This is a genomic window from Pseudomonas protegens CHA0, assembly GCF_000397205.1.
Taxonomy (GTDB): domain Bacteria; phylum Pseudomonadota; class Gammaproteobacteria; order Pseudomonadales; family Pseudomonadaceae; genus Aquipseudomonas; species Aquipseudomonas protegens.
In genome coordinates, this window is the sequence record NC_021237.1 from 6,505,238 (window position 1) to 6,519,981 (window position 14,744).

Annotated in this window: 16 protein-coding genes; 5 read left to right on the forward strand and 11 right to left on the reverse strand. The window is 62.8% G+C overall.

Features of this window, described 5'->3' with window-relative positions:
• Window positions 1-79: 79 nt before the first annotated feature.
• Window positions 80-736, forward strand: a complete 657-nt coding sequence (locus PFLCHA0_RS29200; RefSeq protein ID WP_041120293.1) for a histidinol-phosphatase — start codon at window positions 80-82, stop codon at window positions 734-736.
• 50 nt (window positions 737-786) lie between these two features.
• On the opposite strand, the gene PFLCHA0_RS29205 is transcribed toward PFLCHA0_RS29200, so the two are convergent.
• Genes PFLCHA0_RS29205 through ilvA form a run of 4 tightly spaced genes read right to left on the reverse strand, consistent with a single transcriptional unit; the run spans window position 787 to window position 4,506 of the window.
• Entirely contained in the window at window positions 787-1,254 is a 468-nt protein-coding gene (locus tag PFLCHA0_RS29205) for a DUF2269 family protein (RefSeq protein WP_011064075.1), read from the reverse strand.
• Window positions 1,251-2,507, reverse strand: a complete 1,257-nt coding sequence (locus PFLCHA0_RS29210) for an SDR family oxidoreductase (RefSeq protein ID WP_015637401.1) — start codon at window positions 2,505-2,507, stop codon at window positions 1,251-1,253. Before PFLCHA0_RS29210 ends, PFLCHA0_RS29205 begins: the two co-directional genes overlap by 4 nt.
• Before the next feature lie 15 nt (window positions 2,508-2,522).
• Window positions 2,523-2,951 carry a DUF2269 family protein gene (locus tag PFLCHA0_RS29215; protein ID WP_011064077.1) on the reverse strand — a complete coding sequence of 143 codons (429 nt, stop codon included), beginning with the start codon at window positions 2,949-2,951 and terminating at the stop codon, window positions 2,523-2,525.
• A 40-nt stretch (window positions 2,952-2,991) separates the two neighbouring features.
• Entirely contained in the window at window positions 2,992-4,506 is a 1,515-nt protein-coding gene (ilvA, locus tag PFLCHA0_RS29220) for a threonine ammonia-lyase, biosynthetic (protein ID WP_015637402.1), read from the reverse strand.
• A 202-nt stretch (window positions 4,507-4,708) separates the two neighbouring features.
• Between ilvA and rpiA the strand changes: the two genes are divergently transcribed.
• The gene (gene rpiA / locus PFLCHA0_RS29225) at window positions 4,709-5,380 is read left to right on the forward strand and encodes a ribose-5-phosphate isomerase RpiA (RefSeq protein WP_015637403.1); all 672 of its coding nucleotides are present in this window, start codon (window positions 4,709-4,711) and stop codon (window positions 5,378-5,380) included.
• Window positions 5,381-5,453: 73 nt separating this feature from the next.
• Here rpiA and PFLCHA0_RS29230 read toward each other — a convergent pair whose 3' ends face one another.
• From PFLCHA0_RS29230 to PFLCHA0_RS29245, 4 genes are all read right to left on the reverse strand, one after another.
• The gene (locus PFLCHA0_RS29230; RefSeq protein WP_015637404.1) at window positions 5,454-6,359 is read right to left on the reverse strand and encodes an SdiA-regulated domain-containing protein; all 906 of its coding nucleotides are present in this window, start codon (window positions 6,357-6,359) and stop codon (window positions 5,454-5,456) included.
• A gap of 101 nt (window positions 6,360-6,460) precedes the next feature.
• Window positions 6,461-7,387 (reverse strand): SdiA-regulated domain-containing protein, encoded by a 927-nt coding sequence (locus PFLCHA0_RS29235; RefSeq protein WP_015637405.1) that lies wholly within the window; start codon window positions 7,385-7,387, stop codon window positions 6,461-6,463.
• Window positions 7,388-7,551: 164 nt separating this feature from the next.
• On the reverse strand, window positions 7,552-8,217 hold the full coding sequence (locus tag PFLCHA0_RS29240) for a fumarylacetoacetate hydrolase family protein (RefSeq protein WP_011064082.1): 666 nt from the start codon (window positions 8,215-8,217) through the stop codon (window positions 7,552-7,554).
• A gap of 43 nt (window positions 8,218-8,260) precedes the next feature.
• On the reverse strand, window positions 8,261-9,655 hold the full coding sequence (locus PFLCHA0_RS29245) for an FAD-binding oxidoreductase (RefSeq protein WP_019093428.1): 1,395 nt from the start codon (window positions 9,653-9,655) through the stop codon (window positions 8,261-8,263).
• 204 nt (window positions 9,656-9,859) lie between these two features.
• Here PFLCHA0_RS29245 and serA point away from each other — a divergent pair, with 204 nt between their 5' ends.
• Window positions 9,860-11,089 carry a phosphoglycerate dehydrogenase gene (gene serA, locus PFLCHA0_RS29250; RefSeq protein ID WP_011064084.1) on the forward strand — a complete coding sequence of 410 codons (1,230 nt, stop codon included), beginning with the start codon at window positions 9,860-9,862 and terminating at the stop codon, window positions 11,087-11,089.
• A gap of 60 nt (window positions 11,090-11,149) precedes the next feature.
• On the opposite strand, the gene PFLCHA0_RS29255 is transcribed toward serA, so the two are convergent.
• Window positions 11,150-11,587 carry a DUF4399 domain-containing protein gene (locus tag PFLCHA0_RS29255; RefSeq protein ID WP_011064085.1) on the reverse strand — a complete coding sequence of 146 codons (438 nt, stop codon included), beginning with the start codon at window positions 11,585-11,587 and terminating at the stop codon, window positions 11,150-11,152.
• A gap of 132 nt (window positions 11,588-11,719) precedes the next feature.
• On the opposite strand from PFLCHA0_RS29255, the gene PFLCHA0_RS29260 reads away from it, so the two are divergent.
• Window positions 11,720-12,505: a transporter substrate-binding domain-containing protein gene (locus PFLCHA0_RS29260; RefSeq protein ID WP_011064086.1), complete on the forward strand. Its 786-nt coding sequence runs from the start codon at window positions 11,720-11,722 to the stop codon at window positions 12,503-12,505.
• 149 nt (window positions 12,506-12,654) lie between these two features.
• Here PFLCHA0_RS29260 and PFLCHA0_RS29265 read toward each other — a convergent pair whose 3' ends face one another.
• Both PFLCHA0_RS29265 and PFLCHA0_RS29270 read right to left on the reverse strand, forming a co-directional pair.
• A complete protein-coding gene (locus PFLCHA0_RS29265) occupies window positions 12,655-13,143 on the reverse strand; it encodes a 2-thiouracil desulfurase family protein (protein WP_011064087.1) in 489 nt (162 codons plus the stop codon).
• Window positions 13,144-13,145: 2 nt separating this feature from the next.
• Entirely contained in the window at window positions 13,146-13,778 is a 633-nt protein-coding gene (locus PFLCHA0_RS29270; protein ID WP_011064088.1) for a 2OG-Fe(II) oxygenase, read from the reverse strand.
• Window positions 13,779-13,939: 161 nt separating this feature from the next.
• Between PFLCHA0_RS29270 and PFLCHA0_RS29275 the strand changes: the two genes are divergently transcribed.
• On the forward strand, window positions 13,940-14,692 hold the full coding sequence (locus PFLCHA0_RS29275) for a DUF2059 domain-containing protein (protein ID WP_015637407.1): 753 nt from the start codon (window positions 13,940-13,942) through the stop codon (window positions 14,690-14,692).
• Window positions 14,693-14,744 lie beyond the last annotated feature (52 nt).

A 14,744-nucleotide genomic window follows, 5' to 3' on the forward strand; every position in this document is an offset into this window, starting at 1 on the left:
CTGCTTAGCTTATGTGCACTCTTGTGAAAAGACCGTATTCTGGGCACCTTTTTCCGCGACTTTTCAGCGAGTAACTGCAATGCGCCTGGCTTTATTCGACTTGGACAACACGCTTTTGGGCGGCGACAGCGACCACGCCTGGGGCGACTATCTGTGCGAGCGGGGCTTCCTCGACGCCGTCGCCTACAAGACCCGCAACGACGAGTTCTATCAGGATTACCTGGCCGGCAAGCTCGACAATGCCGCCTACTTGAACTTCTGCCTGGAAATCCTCGGCCGCACCGACATGGCCGTGCTCGAAGAGTGGCACCGCGACTTCATGCGCGACTGCATCGAGCCGATCCTCCTGCCCAAGGCCCAGGCCCTGCTGGACAAGCATCGCGCTGCCGGCGACAAGCTGGTGATCATCACCGCGACCAACCGTTTCGTGACCGCGCCGATCGCCGAACGCCTGGGCGTGGAAACCCTGATCGCCACCGAATGCGAAATGCAGGATGGCCGCTACACCGGGCGCAGTACCGATGTGCCGTGCTTCCGTGAAGGCAAGGTCACCCGCCTCAACCGCTGGCTGGAAGAGACCGGCCACAGCCTGGAAGACAGCTACTTCTACAGCGATTCGATGAACGACCTGCCCCTGCTGGAGCAAGTGACCACCGCCGTGGCCGTTGACCCGGATCCGAACCTGCGGGCCGAGGCCGAGAAACGTGGCTGGCAGATCATCAGCCTGCGCGACTAGACAGCTCGCCGGCGAGCCGGCTGTAGGCGCTGGCTTGCCAGCGAAAAAACCTACGCCGGCTTGGCCACCATCAGATAGAAAATCGCCATGAAGGCCAGGAACGCCGGCCAGCCCAGGGCGAACCACCAGCGCATATAAAGGGTTGCCCGCAGCGGCATCGGCGTCCCGTCCTGCAGGGCCTGCTCGGCCATCTTGTGCACTCGGATCTGCAACCAGACCACCGGCAGCCAGCACAGCCCCGCCACCACATACAGGCCCAGGCTCCACATCAGCCACGCCTGCTGCAGCGACCAGCCTGCCAGGTGCACCAGCCCCAGCCCGCTCAACGGCTGGAATACCGCCGTGGTGGCGGTAAAGGCCCAGTCGGCGAACACCAGGTGCTTGAAGGTCACGGCAATCACTTCCACCCGGCCACTGCGCCAGGCCCGCAGGGCGTAATAGGCCGACCCCGCGCCGAGGCCGAACAGCACGGTGGAGGACAGGATATGCAGGGTTTTCAACAGCAGGTAAGCGCTCATTGGCGGGGTTCGGTCCACAGCAGCCATAGGGTCGCCACCATCAGCACCAGGTTCTTGGCGACGGCGGCATAAGGGTCAAACCAGAAGTGCGGCAGGATCAGGCTGATGATCAGGGTGTAGCCGAGCATCAGCCCCAACTGCGCCTGCAAGGCCCGCCGGCGCCAGCGCCGCAGCAGCAGGCCGACACCCAGCAGCGCATCACAGAGTGAACCGCCGATCACCGCCAGGGCCGCCCAGACGCCCTGCACGCCAGCCTCGGCCATGATCCGCAGGCCCCAGTCGTAACCCGGGCCAATGCACACCAGCGCGGTACCCAGCCAGATCAGCACCATCACTGCCAGCAACAGGGGGCGCAGGGCCAGTTGGGTGCTTTGCGCCGCCTGCGGCCAGTCCTGCAAGCGGGCCGCCAGCGGCGCCGCGTGATACCCGCAGACCGAGGCCAGCACCTGCGGATCCGCCAGGTTGTCGTGGCGGGCCATGGCCAGGCTCTGCCGGTTCAAGGCTCGCCAGCCCAGGCGATCGCCAGCAGCGGCCACCAGCCGCAGCAAGACCGCTGGCAGCTTGAAGTAGCGCGCCGGGCCCCAGCCCTGGGCCGACCGCAGGTGATCGAGCAGTTGCGCCATGGTCATGCGTTCCGGGCCGACCAGGGGCAGAACCATGGATTCCTGCGGCCACTGCCTGAGCAGCGCCAGCACCGCGGCGCTCAAGTCCTCTATATGCAAGGGCTGCATCTGCGCCTTGGCGGATAGCAAGGGAATCAGCGGCCAGGGCGACAGCCTCGTCAGCCAGCCACTGCTGGCACCGCCAGCGCCGAGCACCAGCGAGGGCCGCAGCACCACCGCCGGTACCCCCAACTGCAGCAGGTAATCATCCGCCGCCGCCTTGCTGGCAAGGAACGGCACCTGGGGCAGGATCCCGGCCCCCAATGCGGAAATCTGCAGTACCCGCACGCCCCGGGCCGCCGCCAGATCGAACAGCGCGCGGGTACCCAGGTCCTGGGTCAGGCTCAACGCCCGCGCATCAGTGCTCAACAGCCCCGCGGCGTTGATCAGCAGGTCGGTGTCGGCAGGCAGGGCAAAGGGCTGGGGCTCGCGGCCCAGGCGATCGAGATCCAGCTGGCGCCACTCCACCCCAGGCAACCCCTGGGGCTGCGGGCGACGGCTGGTGGCAATCAACTGATGGCCGGCAGCGTGCAATGCCGCCAGCAGATGACGGCCGACAAACCCTGTGGCCCCCACCAGAACGACCTTCATGGCAATCCTTGAGAGTTAGACCGGCTTGGCGCCCATAAGACCGGCAATGGTCACGAAACATGCGGCGCTGAACACCGCCAGCACCAGGGTGAACGCCAGGCCGCTGGCAACCTTGGCCACCCGCAGGCGGTTGAGGCGCACCATCAGCCACAGCCAGGCCAGGGCCCCCAGGGTGTAGAGCACACTGGAACCCAGGACCCAGGTCTGCCCTAGCGGCCAACCCACCAGATGCACCAGCCACCAACCGCTGAACGGCAATGTCAGCATGCCCAGCGCCAGCAACAGCCAGCCGAACAGGCCCGGACGGTGCAGCACCCGGCTATAAACCGTGGCATCCCCCTGGCGGCGCAGGCGCCAGACCCAGATCGCCAGCCCCAGCGCACTGCCCAATAGCAGCACGGTGGCCAGTACATGAAGCGTCTTCAGCGTGGTCAGTGTTTCCATGTTTTCGCTTCCTTAAGGCTCCGATCCTCAGCGTAGTCGTTCAGCCGAGGAACAGCTGGTAGGCCGGGTTGTCGCTTTCATCCCAGTACGGATAGCCGATCTGCTCCAGCGCCGCGGGCACCAGGTGACGTTCATCGGCCGGCACTTGCAGGCCGGCAACTACCCGGCCATCCGCCGCACCATGGTTGCGGTAGTGGAACATCGAGATATTCCAGCGCCCGCCCAGCTTGTTGAGGAAGTTGAACAGCGCCCCCGGACGCTCCGGAAATTCGAAACGCAGCACCACTTCGTCGCTGACCTTCTCGGCATGGCCGCCGACCATGTAGCGGATGTGCAGCTTGGCCAGCTCGTTGTCGGTCAGGTCGATCACCGGAAAGCCCTGCTCGGTCAGGCTGGCGATCAGGGCGCTGCGCGGATCGTTTTCCGGGTGGGTCTGCACGCCAACGAAGATGTGCGCCTCGCTGCCGGTGTTGTAGCGGTAGTTGAATTCGGTGATCTGGCGCTTGCCCACCGCCTCGCAGAAGGCCTTGAAGCTGCCGGGCTTCTCGGGGATGGTCACGGCGATGATGGCTTCGCGGCCTTCGCCCAGTTCGGCGCGCTCGGCCACGTGGCGCAGGCGGTCGAAGTTGACGTTGGCTCCGGAGTCGATGGCCACCAGGGTCTGCCCGCTGATACCGCGCTGCTCGACGTACTTCTTGATCCCGGCAACGCCCAGGGCGCCGGCAGGTTCGGTGATCGAGCGGGTATCGTCGTAGATATCCTTGATTGCCGCACAGATCTCGTCGGTACTGACGGTAATCACTTCATCCACATAATCCTTGCAGATGTCGAAGGTGTGCTGGCCAATCTGCGCCACCGCCACGCCGTCGGCGAAGATCCCCACGGTCGGCAGCACCACGCGCTCACCGGCAGCCATGGCCGCCTGCAGGCAGTTGGAGTCGTCCGGCTCGACGCCGATGACCTTGATCTCCGGGCGCAGGTATTTCACATAGGCCGCGATGCCGGCGATCAGGCCGCCGCCGCCGACCGGAACGAAGATCGCATCCAGCGGGCCGGGGTGCTGGCGCAGAATCTCCATGGCCACCGTGCCCTGCCCGGCAATGGTGTGCGGATCATCGTAGGGATGGATGTAGACGTAGCCCTTCTCGTCCACCAGCTTCAGGGAGTAGGCCAGCGCTTCAGGGAAGGTATCGCCGTGCAGCACCACCTTGCCACCACGGGAGCGCACGCCCTCGACCTTGATCTCGGGGGTGGTCTTGGGCATCACGATAGTAGCCTTGACCCCCAGCACCTTGGCCGCCAGGGCCAGGCCCTGGGCGTGGTTGCCCGCCGACGCAGTGACCACGCCCCGGGCGCGCTCGGCTTCGCTGAGCTGGGTCAGCTTGTTGTAGGCACCACGGATCTTGAACGAGAACACCGGCTGCAAGTCTTCACGCTTGAGCCAGATCTGATTGCCCAGCCGCTCGGAGAGCTGGCGGGCAGTCTGCAATGGGGTTTCTACGGCAACGTCATAAACGCGCGAGGTGAGGATCTTCTTGACGTACTGTTCGAGCATCGGAAAGCATCACTGAGCGGGTTGGGCAGGGCCAGGGAGTCTAACCCAGCGTTTGCCCGGGCGACCACACGAATACAGAGGTTTTAGCCGCCCCCTCGCCTTCTCTGAAGCCCGGCCGATTAGCCAAACGGGCAATGACCTGATCTGCTGCGGCGCCTATAATGCCGGCCTTTGTGCCCCCCTTGCCCGCTTCGGAGCCCGCATGACCCAGGATCAACTCAAACAGGCCGTTGCCCAGGCCGCCGTCGACCTTATCCTCCCGAAACTCGATGACAAGAGCATCGTCGGGGTCGGCACCGGCTCCACCGCCAACTGCTTCATCGACGCCCTGGCCCTGCACAAGGGCGCCTTCGACGGCGCCGTGGCCAGCTCCGAAGCCACCGCCGCGCGCCTCAAGGGCCACGGGATTGCGGTCTACGAGCTCAACACCGTGAGCGACCTGGAGTTCTACATCGACGGCGCCGACGAAAGCGACGAGCACCTGAACCTGATCAAGGGCGGCGGCGCCGCCCTGACTCGGGAAAAGATCGTCGCCGCCGTGGCCAAGACGTTTATCTGCATCGCCGACGCCAGCAAGCTGGTGCCGGTGCTGGGCAACTTCCCGCTGCCCGTGGAAGTGATCCCCATGGCCCGCAGCCACGTGGCCCGTGAACTGGTGAAACTGGGCGGCGACCCGGTGTACCGCGAAGGCGTGATCACCGACAACGGCAACATCATCCTCGATGTGCACAACATGCAGATCACCAATCCGGTGGAACTGGAAAGCCAGATCAATGCCATTGTCGGCGTGGTCACCAATGGCCTGTTCGCTGCACGCCCCGCTGATGTGCTGCTGCTGGGTACCGCCGAAGGGGTGAAGACCCTCAAGGCCTGAGCCTGCCCTGCAGATAGGAGCCGGCTGGCGGGCGAAGGCGGTTTTGAAGGCCTCTTCGCTGGCAAGCTGGCTCCTACATCGGTTTCTTGAAGACGTAGAACAGGTTCGGTTCGCTCACCAGGTACAGGGTGCCGGCGTCATCCATGGCCATCCCTTCCGCCTGAGGCACCGCCTTGCTCAGACCCTGACGCCACTTGCCCAGGGCCAGGGTACTCAGCGGGCGCCCCTCGACATCCAGCTCCACCACCAGCCGTGACTCGTCCGACAGTGCCAGCAGGTGGCCACTGCGCTCGTCGTATTGCAGGCTGGATAGATCACGCACGAACAGGCCGGCATCGCGCTTGGGGTTGTTCACCACATGCATCCCGTAGGACTGTTCCGGATCTTGATGGGGGAAGCCCTGCACTTCATAGATCAGCATCGGGTCGCGCTCCTTGGCGACGAACAGGCGCTTGCCCTGGGAGTCGTAGGCCAGCCCCTCGAAGCCTTTGTTGCCGGCAAGGTGCACGCCCAGGGTGATCTGCTCGGCTTCTGCCGCATCCACCGCCGTGGTTTCATCGTCCAGCTGGATCTTGATCAGCCGGTGCTGGCGCTCGTCACTGATCACATAGGTATTGGCACTGATGAACTCCACCGCTTCCGGATCGCCAAAGCCCACCAGAGCGATGCGGCGCAGGATCTGCCCGTCCAGGGATAGCTCGATCAGTTCGGAATTCTTGTTGGTCACGGTGAACAGGCTGTTGCGCAGCGGATCGTAGGTCAGCGCCGAGACCTCATCCAGACCCTCGATGGGCTGCGCCTCCAGCACGACACGATAATCGCCCAACCCCAGGGATTGGGGGGCCGCCACCTGCCAGTAGGATTGCCAGTCGAACCAGGCGCGCTGCCACAACCTGTGGTTATGGACAAACACCGCCAGCAGCACGGCCATCAGGCAGAGGATCAGGTAAAGGGGTTGCAGGCGGGTGAGGCGATACATGGCGGGCAGGCTCGAAATCAGGACAGGCTGATGAAATATCACAGCCGCCTGAATTCAAGCTTAATGCCCTGAATGGCCCGGCTCGGGTGCCAGGCCGGGGCTCACTGTTTCTCGAAGCGATAGAACAGGTTGGGCTCGCTGACCATGTACAGGTTGCCGGCCTCATCCATGGCCACCCCTTCGGCCCGGGGAATGGTTTTTTCCAGGCCATTGAAGCCACCGAGCAGGGCCATGAAGCTGACCTGCTCGCCCTGCTCGTCCAGTTCCAGCAGCAGATGGGAATCAGCCGACAGCACCAGGGTATGGCCGGTGCGCGGGTCGATACCCAGGGCCGACAGGTTGCGCAAGTCGAGTTCGTCGCTGGCCAGCTTCTGCTTGTTGCCCTTGAGTACCTGGCTACCGTCGCTGCTCCAGGTAAACAACGCCGGCGGGCGCTCCTCCCCGAGCAGCAACTGTTGCCTGCGCGGGTTCCAGGCAATGGCTTCGAACGCCTTGTTCTGGTCTGCCGAAGGGCCCAGGTCGTATTTGGGGAAGTCCGCGACATTCAGCGACCGGGTACTGCCATCGACCTTGACGATCACCAGCGAATGCTCGCGCTCATCGACAATCGCCAGCAGGCCATTTTCCAGGACCGCGACCCCTTCCGGGTTGCTCCAGCCCACTAGAGGCATCTTGCGCAGGACGTCGCCTTGCAGCGACAGCTCCACCAGGAATGGGTATTTGCCCATTACCGAAAACAGGGTCTTGGTCTGGGGGTTATAGGAAAGATCGGAGGCTTCGTCCCGCTCCATGCCTGGCAGGACCTTGGCATCGATCACCGCCCGGTAGCTGGGCAGCCAGATACTGGAGCTGCGTTCGGCGGTACTGACAAAACCTTCCTGGACCCAGAGAGCCCCACGGTCATCCCAATGCATGAGGCTGGCTACGCCATAGCAGATCACGCCCGCCAACAGCAGCCAGGAATACCAGCGCATACGCAATCGCAAGCGGCGGATGAGGCGAGGTTTAGGTAGAGGGTGGGCGTCCATCACACAGATTCCAGAAACGCGGCCAAAGTTAATAGCACAGGGATTTTAGATCCGCGAACCATAAACTTCGGAATTATCCGGGAAAAATGTGAAAAAACGGTTAAAGCCGCTGATCTCTCTGCGCCGGGCCCTGGATTACCGGGCCCAGCGCAGAAAGATTCGGATCAACGGACGCTGCTGGTGAAACGGCTGGCACCGGGAAGCTCCAGCACCAGCTCATCGCCGACATTCAGCGGCCCAACCCCGACCGGCGTGCCCGTGAGGATCACATCGCCGGCCTGCAGGGAGAAACAACCGGCCATGTACTGGATCATCGGCACTATGGGGTTGAGCATGATGGCGCTGTTGCCGTCCTGGCGTACTTCACCGTTGATGGTCAGGCGGATGCCGATGTCGGTCAGGTCGGCGAAGGTGCTGCCCACCACAAAGGGAGCGATCACCGCCGCGCCGTCGAACGACTTGGCGATTTCCCAGGGCAGGCCCTTGGCTTTGAGTTCGGCCTGCTTGTCCCGCAGGGTCAGGTCCAGTGCCGGGGCAAAGCCGGAAATGGCATCCAGCACTTCTTCACGGCTGGGTTTGGTGGAGAGCGGCTTGCCGATCAACACCGCGATTTCCGCTTCGTAGTGCACCGAACCACGCTCGGTGGGAATGGCGAACCCACCTTCCAGGGGTACCACACAACTGCCCGGCTTGATAAACAGCAGGGGTTCGGTAGGTACCGGGTTGTCCAGCTCCTTGGCGTGCTCGGCGTAGTTGCGACCGATGCACACCACCTTGCCCACCGGAAAATGGATCCGGGTACCGTCGACATACTGGTGCTGATAGCTCATTACCGACTCCTGCTTGTGTGCTTTATCTGGACACTACCCGGCTTCAGATCGCGAAGATCTTGCCCGGATTCATGATGCCGTTCGGGTCGAACGCGGCCTTGACCGCCTTCATGTACTCGATCTCCACCGGCGAGCGGCTGTAGGTCAGGTAATCACGCTTGGTCATGCCCACGCCGTGCTCCGCGGAAATCGAGCCGTTGTACTTCTCGACCGTCTCGAACACCCACTTGTTGACCGTCGCGCACTTGGCAAAGAACTCGTCCTTGCTCAGGTTATCCGGCTTGAGGATATTCAGGTGCAGGTTGCCGTCGCCGATGTGGCCGAACCAGACGATTTCGAAGTCCGGGTAGTGCTTGCCGACGATGGCGTCGATTTCCTGAAGGAAGGCCGGGACTTTCGACACAGTGACCGAAATGTCGTTCTTGTACGGCGTCCAGTGGGAAATGGTCTCGGAGATGTATTCGCGCAGCTTCCACAGGTTGTGCAACTGGGTTTCGCTCTGGCTCATCACGCCGTCCAGCACCCAGCCCTGCTCGACACAGTGCTCGAAGGTTTCCAGGGCGTGGTTGGCCACTTCCTCGGTGGTGGCTTCGAATTCCAGCAGCGCATAGAACGGGCAGTCGGACTCGAACGGCGCCGGTACGTCGCCACGGGCCAGGACCTTGGCCAGGGCCTTGTCGGAGAAGAACTCGAAGGCCGTCAGATCCAGCTTGCCCTGGAAGGCGTGCAACACGGGCATGATCGAGTCGAAATCAGGGGTGCCCAGGACCATCGCCGTGAGGTTCTTCGGGGCCCGGTCCAGGCGCATGGTGGCCTCGACCACGAAGCCCAGGGTGCCCTCGGCGCCGATGAACAGCTGGCGCAAGTCATAGCCGGTGGCGTTCTTGATCAGGTCCTTGTTCAGCTCCAGCAGGTCGCCCTTGCCGGTGACCACCTTCATGCCGGCCACCCAATTGCGGGTCATGCCGTAGCGAATCACCTTGATCCCGCCGGCATTGGTACCGATATTGCCGCCAATCTGGCTGGAACCTGCAGAAGCGAAATCCACCGGGTAGTACAGGCCGTTTTCTTGCGCCAGGTTCTGCAACTGCTCGGTGACCACGCCCGGCTGGCACACTGCGGTGCGGTCGGTCAGGTTCAGGTCGAGGATCTGGTTCATATAGTCGAAGGACACCACCACCTCGCCGTTGGCTGCCACCGCTGCCGCCGAAAGCCCGGTGCGACCGCCCGAAGGCACCAGCGCAACCTTGTGCTGATTGGCCCAGCGCACAATGGCCTGGACCTGCTCGATGGTTTTCGGAAACACAATGGCTGTCGGGGCCGGGGCGAAATGCTTGGTCCAATCCTTGCCGTAAGCATTCAGGGAGTCAGCGTCGGTCAGCACCTTGCCAGGCTCAACCAGGGTCTTCAGCTCATCAATCAGGGCAGGATTGGTCATCGACAGAACTCTCGAACAATTCATGGTCATCCTGAGAACGCTTCACGTCGCAGGAATGAGTGTTTAGCGGGGCGCGTATGCTAGCATACCGCCCCCGCAGGAGAGTGCCCAAGGGCCTTTCTGCGGTGTCGGCCCAGTGCCGCCCAGGTCAGCTCAAGCTGTCCACTTCCCTGCCATTTTTCTCCGGGACACAGGTTTACGCAGATGAGCAAGACTTCTCTCGATAAGAGCAAGATCAAGTTCCTTCTCCTCGAAGGCGTCCACCAATCCGCTGTCGACGTCCTCAAGGCCGCCGGCTACACCAGCATCGAGTACCTCACCGGTTCTCTGCCGGAAGCCCAGCTCAAGGAAAAGATCGCCGATGCACACTTCATCGGCATTCGCTCCCGCACTCAACTGACCGAAGAGATCTTCGACCACGCGAAGAAACTGGTCGCAGTGGGCTGCTTCTGCATCGGCACCAACCAGGTTGACCTGTCCGCCGCTCGCGAGCGCGGCATCGCGGTGTTCAACGCGCCGTACTCCAACACCCGTTCGGTTGCCGAGCTGGTGCTGGCCGAGGCCATCCTGCTGCTGCGCGGCATCCCCGAGAAAAACGCTTCCTGCCACCGTGGCGGCTGGATCAAGAGCGCGGCCAACTCCTTCGAAATCCGTGGCAAGAAGCTGGGTATCGTCGGTTACGGCTCCATTGGTACTCAGCTGTCGGTCCTGGCCGAAGGCTTAGGGATGCAGGTGTTCTTCTACGACACCGTGACCAAGCTGCCACTGGGCAACGCCACCCAGGTGGGCAACCTGCACGAACTGCTGGGCATGTCCGACATCGTCACCCTGCACGTGCCGGAAACCGCGGCCACCCAGTGGATGATCGGCGAGAAGGAAATCCGCGCCATCAAGAAGGGCGGCATCCTGATCAACGCCGCCCGCGGCACCGTGGTCGAGCTGGACGCCCTGGCGGACGCGATCAAGGACAAGCACCTGATCGGCGCGGCCATCGACGTATTCCCGGTGGAGCCGCGCTCCAACGACGAAGAGTTCGAAAGCCCGCTGCGCGGCCTGGACAACGTGATCCTGACCCCGCACATCGGCGGTTCCACCGCTGAAGCCCAGGCCAACATCGGCCTGGAAGTGGCAGAAAAACTGGTCAAGTACAGCGACAACGGTACCTCGGTGTCCTCGGTCAACTTCCCTGAAGTGGCGCTGCCGGCCCACCCGGGCAAGCACCGTCTGCTGCACATCCACGAGAACATTCCGGGCGTGATGAGCGAGATCAACAAGGTCTTCGCCGAAAACGGCATCAACATCTCCGGTCAGTTCCTGCAGACCAACGAGAAGGTCGGCTACGTGGTGATCGACGTCGACGCCGAGTACTCGGACCTGGCGCAAGAGAAGCTGCAGCACATCAACGGCACCATCCGTTGCCGCGTGCTGTTCTAAGCCTCGACCGCGGCACAAAAAAGGGAGCCCTCTGGGCTCCCTTTTTTATCGTGTTTACGATTATTTCACTGTTACTGTGATTTTCTTGGAAACGATCACCGGGTTGAAAGGCACGTGGTTCTTGTCCCCCAGTTCCAGTTGCAGGGTGTGCTTGCCGGGTGTCAGGGTCACTTCGGTTTCGGTCTGGGCCTTGCCGAAGTGCAGGTGGTTGGCGTCCATCGGGATCGGCAGGTTCTCGGCAGGCAACTGATCGACATCGATCAGCAGGTGATGGTGGCCGGTGTTGGCGGTCTGATCGCCCGCCGGAGCCAGGGCGATGCCTTCAACGCCGAACTTGACCTTGAAGGTCTTGTCCACGGTGGCCCCGTCGGCCGGGGAAACGATAGTCACCTTGGCGCCGGCAGGTGCCTCGGTACGCGGAATTTCCGCTGCACCGGCCAGCATCGAGGTTCCCAGCAACAGACCGGCCAAAGCAGCACGCGACATAAAAATTTTCATTATCTTCTCCAGTTTTTCCGCAAATCTTTTACGGTTATGACAACTTCGTGGCAATTCGTTGTCGAAGGCACTCAACACCTTAGCAAAGCGAGCCTGAACGGCGCATCGCTCATATAAATTCAAGGAGTGACCATGCGTTTCCTGCCTGGCCTGTTACTTTTGCTGCCCCTTGCGAGCACTTGCGCTCAAGCCGAACTGATGGACGATATCAATGACCGCGGCGAGCTGCGCATCGCCCTGGAAGCCGATACGCCACCCTTCAATTTCAAGGACGACGGCAAACTCACCGGTTTCGAGGTGGAGTTGGGGCAACTGCTGGCCAGTGAACTGGACGTACGCGCGGACTTCGTGGTGACCGAGGCCGCCGAACTGCTCCCGGGAGTGGAAAGCGGCAAGTTCGACGTGGCGATCAACCACATAGCAATGACCCCGGAACTCAAGGATCGTTTCGATTTCAGCGAACCCTACAGCTATTCCAGTGCGCAGTTGATTGTGCGCAAGGAAGAGCAGCGTCCGCTGTTTTCCCTGCAGGCCCTGCGCGGCCAGGCGCTGGGGGTGGCCCAGGGCAGCCAGTTCGTCGATCAGGCGCGGACTGTGGAAGGGATCAACCTGCGCAGCTACGCCGATGCCCAGCAGCCGATCAAGGACGTGGCGGACAAGCAGATCGACGCTGCCATCAGCGATCGCCTGCTGATTCCCTACGCCATTCGCGACAGCCGCCTGCCGGTGAAAGAAGGCGCCAAGGTCGGACCGACCCTGAGCCTGGCGATCCCCTTCCAGAAAGGTAACCCAGCGTTTCGCGCGAGCCTGGACAGCGCCTTGCAGCGGATCAAGGCCGACGGGCGCCTGATGGCCCTGTCGGAGAAATGGTTCGGCATGGACGCGAGCAAACCGCCGAAGGCCGAAGCCGGGCAGTAAACGACACAAGCTGCCTGGATTGACCTGTAGCCGCAACCTGCGAACGGCCCGAAGGGACCCAGGGGCTTCATGGCTGCTAGAGGTCGGCGGGAAATCGTCAAGCAAGGCCCTTAGGGCCTTTTCGCAGCCTCGCTAAAACTCGGCAGCGGCTACGAGGACAATGCGGCCAGGGCGCTGGCGGCCTCGGGCAGTTGCAGCTCGCTGAAGACTTGCACCCCGTGCTGCTTGAGCAACGCGGCGGTGACGCCCTCCCCCGAAACCTTGACCCCGCTGAAGCTGCCGTCATAGGTCAGCAGGTTGCCGCAGGATGGGCTGTGGGCCTTGAGCACGGCAACGCGGATCCGGTGCTTTTCCACCAGCTCCAGGGCCTGGCGGGCGCCAGCCAGGAACTGGGCGCTGACATCTTCACCTTCGCAGGTCATCACCGGTGCCCGCCCCTCGAGCACATCGACACCCTGCCCGCCGGGGATCTCCGCCGGCGCCCGTGGAGTGGGCAAACCACCAGCAACCTCCGGACACAAGGCAACCACTCGTCCCTCTTGCTGCCAGGCGGCCAGTTGATCGAACGGGCCGCTGGCACCGCCGTCGTAGCGTACGCGGTGGCCCAACAGGCAGCGGCTGACCAGGATCTTGTGCATATTTAGAACGGCTCGTTACCACGGCGCCGGAACCAGCCGGTCAGGGACAGGCGTTCCCGGGTCGCGGGCATGACTTCATGGGGGACTTCGCCGGAAAGAAACACCACCAGCCGCCCCCCGACAGGGACTACATCGTATTGCCCCCGGTCATTGAGGTACATGCGCAATTGCCCGCCCTGCTCGGGCAGCCACTCCTCATTGAGGTAGACCACCGCCGAGACCATGCGCCGGTCGTCATCGCGAAAGCGATCCACGTGGCGCTTGTAGAAGGCTCCCGGCGGGTACATCGCGAAATGGCATTCGAAATCTTCAAGCCCGAGGAACAGGCCTCGGTTCAGAGCCTCGCGCAGGCTGTCCATCAGTTCCAGGTAGCTATCGCAGGCCTGGGCCTGACCGGGCTCGAGCCACTGGATATGGTCGCCGCGTATACCCTCGCGGATCTCCTGGGCCGGCCCGCGTCCTACCGCCGCCGGCGCCAGTTCACCTTCAGCCGCACGTTTACGGCACTCAGCCGCCAGTTCGAGGGTCAGAGCCTCGGACAGGAAGACATTTTGCTGCGACCAGCCACAGGCGGCCAGGTCGTCGACAATGTTCAACAACAGCGGATGATCAGAGGGTATTTGCATGGCGCGCATAGTATCCAGCCTCAGAAAAATCTGACAGAGCCGCAGAGCGAAGGATGAAGCATTTTTTTCAATGGGCTTACACATCATCGGTTTGCCGAGGGATGCTGATACGAATTCTCGACAACCACCCTCTTGCCCCGGAGAATAGTCGCCTGCTGACAGGAGTCCTTATGCGCCGTTTGCTTTTCTCACTGTTGATCTTCTGCGCCTTGCCTGCCTGGGCAGACAGCCACGACCAGTTGTACCAGGTCGCCGGTTGGGCGCAACAGCGCGCGCATTTCAACGATGCTCTCAGCGCCGCCCAGCAGCGCTACCAGAGCAGCCTGCCGCCGGCGGTCTATCAAGCCCTGGTGGACAACAGCAACCAGCGCTTCGCACCCCAGGCCGTGGACCGTCGCGCCGAGGCCCAACTGCGGCAGAACCTGGCGGACCCCGCACCGGCCCTGGCCTTCTTCCAGTCGCCCCTGGGCCGCAAGATCGTCGCCGCCGAACTGCTGGCGACCCGCCGCGACCAGCTGGCCAAGAACGCCCAGGGCCTGCCGAAGATGCAGGCCAGCGACAACCGCCAGTTGATCATCGGCCACCTGGCCCAGGCCCTGCCGGCCCGGGAAGCGGGTGCAGAGGTGAGCCTGGCGATTGCCGGTGTCGCTGCCGATAGCCTGAGCCAGATGATTCCCGGCCTGCTGGGGGGCGGCCAGGCCCAGGGCATGCTCAACGGCCAGCGCCAGCGGCTGATGCAGCAGATCGGCAATGACCTGAACAACACCTTGCTGTACGTCTATCGGGATCTGTCCGACACGGAGCTGGAAGAGTTCGCCACCTTCGCCGAATCCAGCGAAGGCAAGGCCTACTACCAGGCCGCCCTGGCAGCGATTCGCGCCGGCCTGGCGGTCGGCCAGAGCACTTCCAGCCTCGTCCCCTGACCCGGCAACTCGCCTGTGACCGCTGCCGAGCCCGCAGGCCCTTGCCTGGCAC

What these genes read in the sequence shown, in the direction of transcription:
- rpiA (WP_015637403.1), top strand. Translation starts at nt 4,709, where the DNA reads ATGACCCAGGATCAACTCAAACAGGCCGTTGCCCAGGCCGCCGTCGAC.
- PFLCHA0_RS29260 (WP_011064086.1), top strand. Translation starts at nt 11,720, where the DNA reads ATGCGTTTCCTGCCTGGCCTGTTACTTTTGCTGCCCCTTGCGAGCACT.
- PFLCHA0_RS29205 (WP_011064075.1), bottom strand. Translation starts at nt 1,254, where the DNA reads ATGAGCGCTTACCTGCTGTTGAAAACCCTGCATATCCTGTCCTCCACC.
- PFLCHA0_RS29240 (WP_011064082.1), bottom strand. Translation starts at nt 8,217, where the DNA reads ATGAGCTATCAGCACCAGTATGTCGACGGTACCCGGATCCATTTTCCG.
- PFLCHA0_RS29200 (WP_041120293.1), top strand. Translation starts at nt 80, where the DNA reads ATGCGCCTGGCTTTATTCGACTTGGACAACACGCTTTTGGGCGGCGAC.
- PFLCHA0_RS29265 (WP_011064087.1), bottom strand. Translation starts at nt 13,143, where the DNA reads ATGCACAAGATCCTGGTCAGCCGCTGCCTGTTGGGCCACCGCGTACGC.
- PFLCHA0_RS29230 (WP_015637404.1), bottom strand. Translation starts at nt 6,359, where the DNA reads ATGTATCGCCTCACCCGCCTGCAACCCCTTTACCTGATCCTCTGCCTG.
- PFLCHA0_RS29215 (WP_011064077.1), bottom strand. Translation starts at nt 2,951, where the DNA reads ATGGAAACACTGACCACGCTGAAGACGCTTCATGTACTGGCCACCGTG.
- PFLCHA0_RS29255 (WP_011064085.1), bottom strand. Translation starts at nt 11,587, where the DNA reads ATGAAAATTTTTATGTCGCGTGCTGCTTTGGCCGGTCTGTTGCTGGGA.
- PFLCHA0_RS29235 (WP_015637405.1), bottom strand. Translation starts at nt 7,387, where the DNA reads ATGGACGCCCACCCTCTACCTAAACCTCGCCTCATCCGCCGCTTGCGA.
- serA (WP_011064084.1), top strand. Translation starts at nt 9,860, where the DNA reads ATGAGCAAGACTTCTCTCGATAAGAGCAAGATCAAGTTCCTTCTCCTC.
- PFLCHA0_RS29245 (WP_019093428.1), bottom strand. Translation starts at nt 9,655, where the DNA reads ATGACCAATCCTGCCCTGATTGATGAGCTGAAGACCCTGGTTGAGCCT.
- PFLCHA0_RS29210 (WP_015637401.1), bottom strand. Translation starts at nt 2,507, where the DNA reads ATGAAGGTCGTTCTGGTGGGGGCCACAGGGTTTGTCGGCCGTCATCTG.
- ilvA (WP_015637402.1), bottom strand. Translation starts at nt 4,506, where the DNA reads ATGCTCGAACAGTACGTCAAGAAGATCCTCACCTCGCGCGTTTATGAC.
- PFLCHA0_RS29270 (WP_011064088.1), bottom strand. Translation starts at nt 13,778, where the DNA reads ATGCGCGCCATGCAAATACCCTCTGATCATCCGCTGTTGTTGAACATT.
- PFLCHA0_RS29275 (WP_015637407.1), top strand. Translation starts at nt 13,940, where the DNA reads ATGCGCCGTTTGCTTTTCTCACTGTTGATCTTCTGCGCCTTGCCTGCC.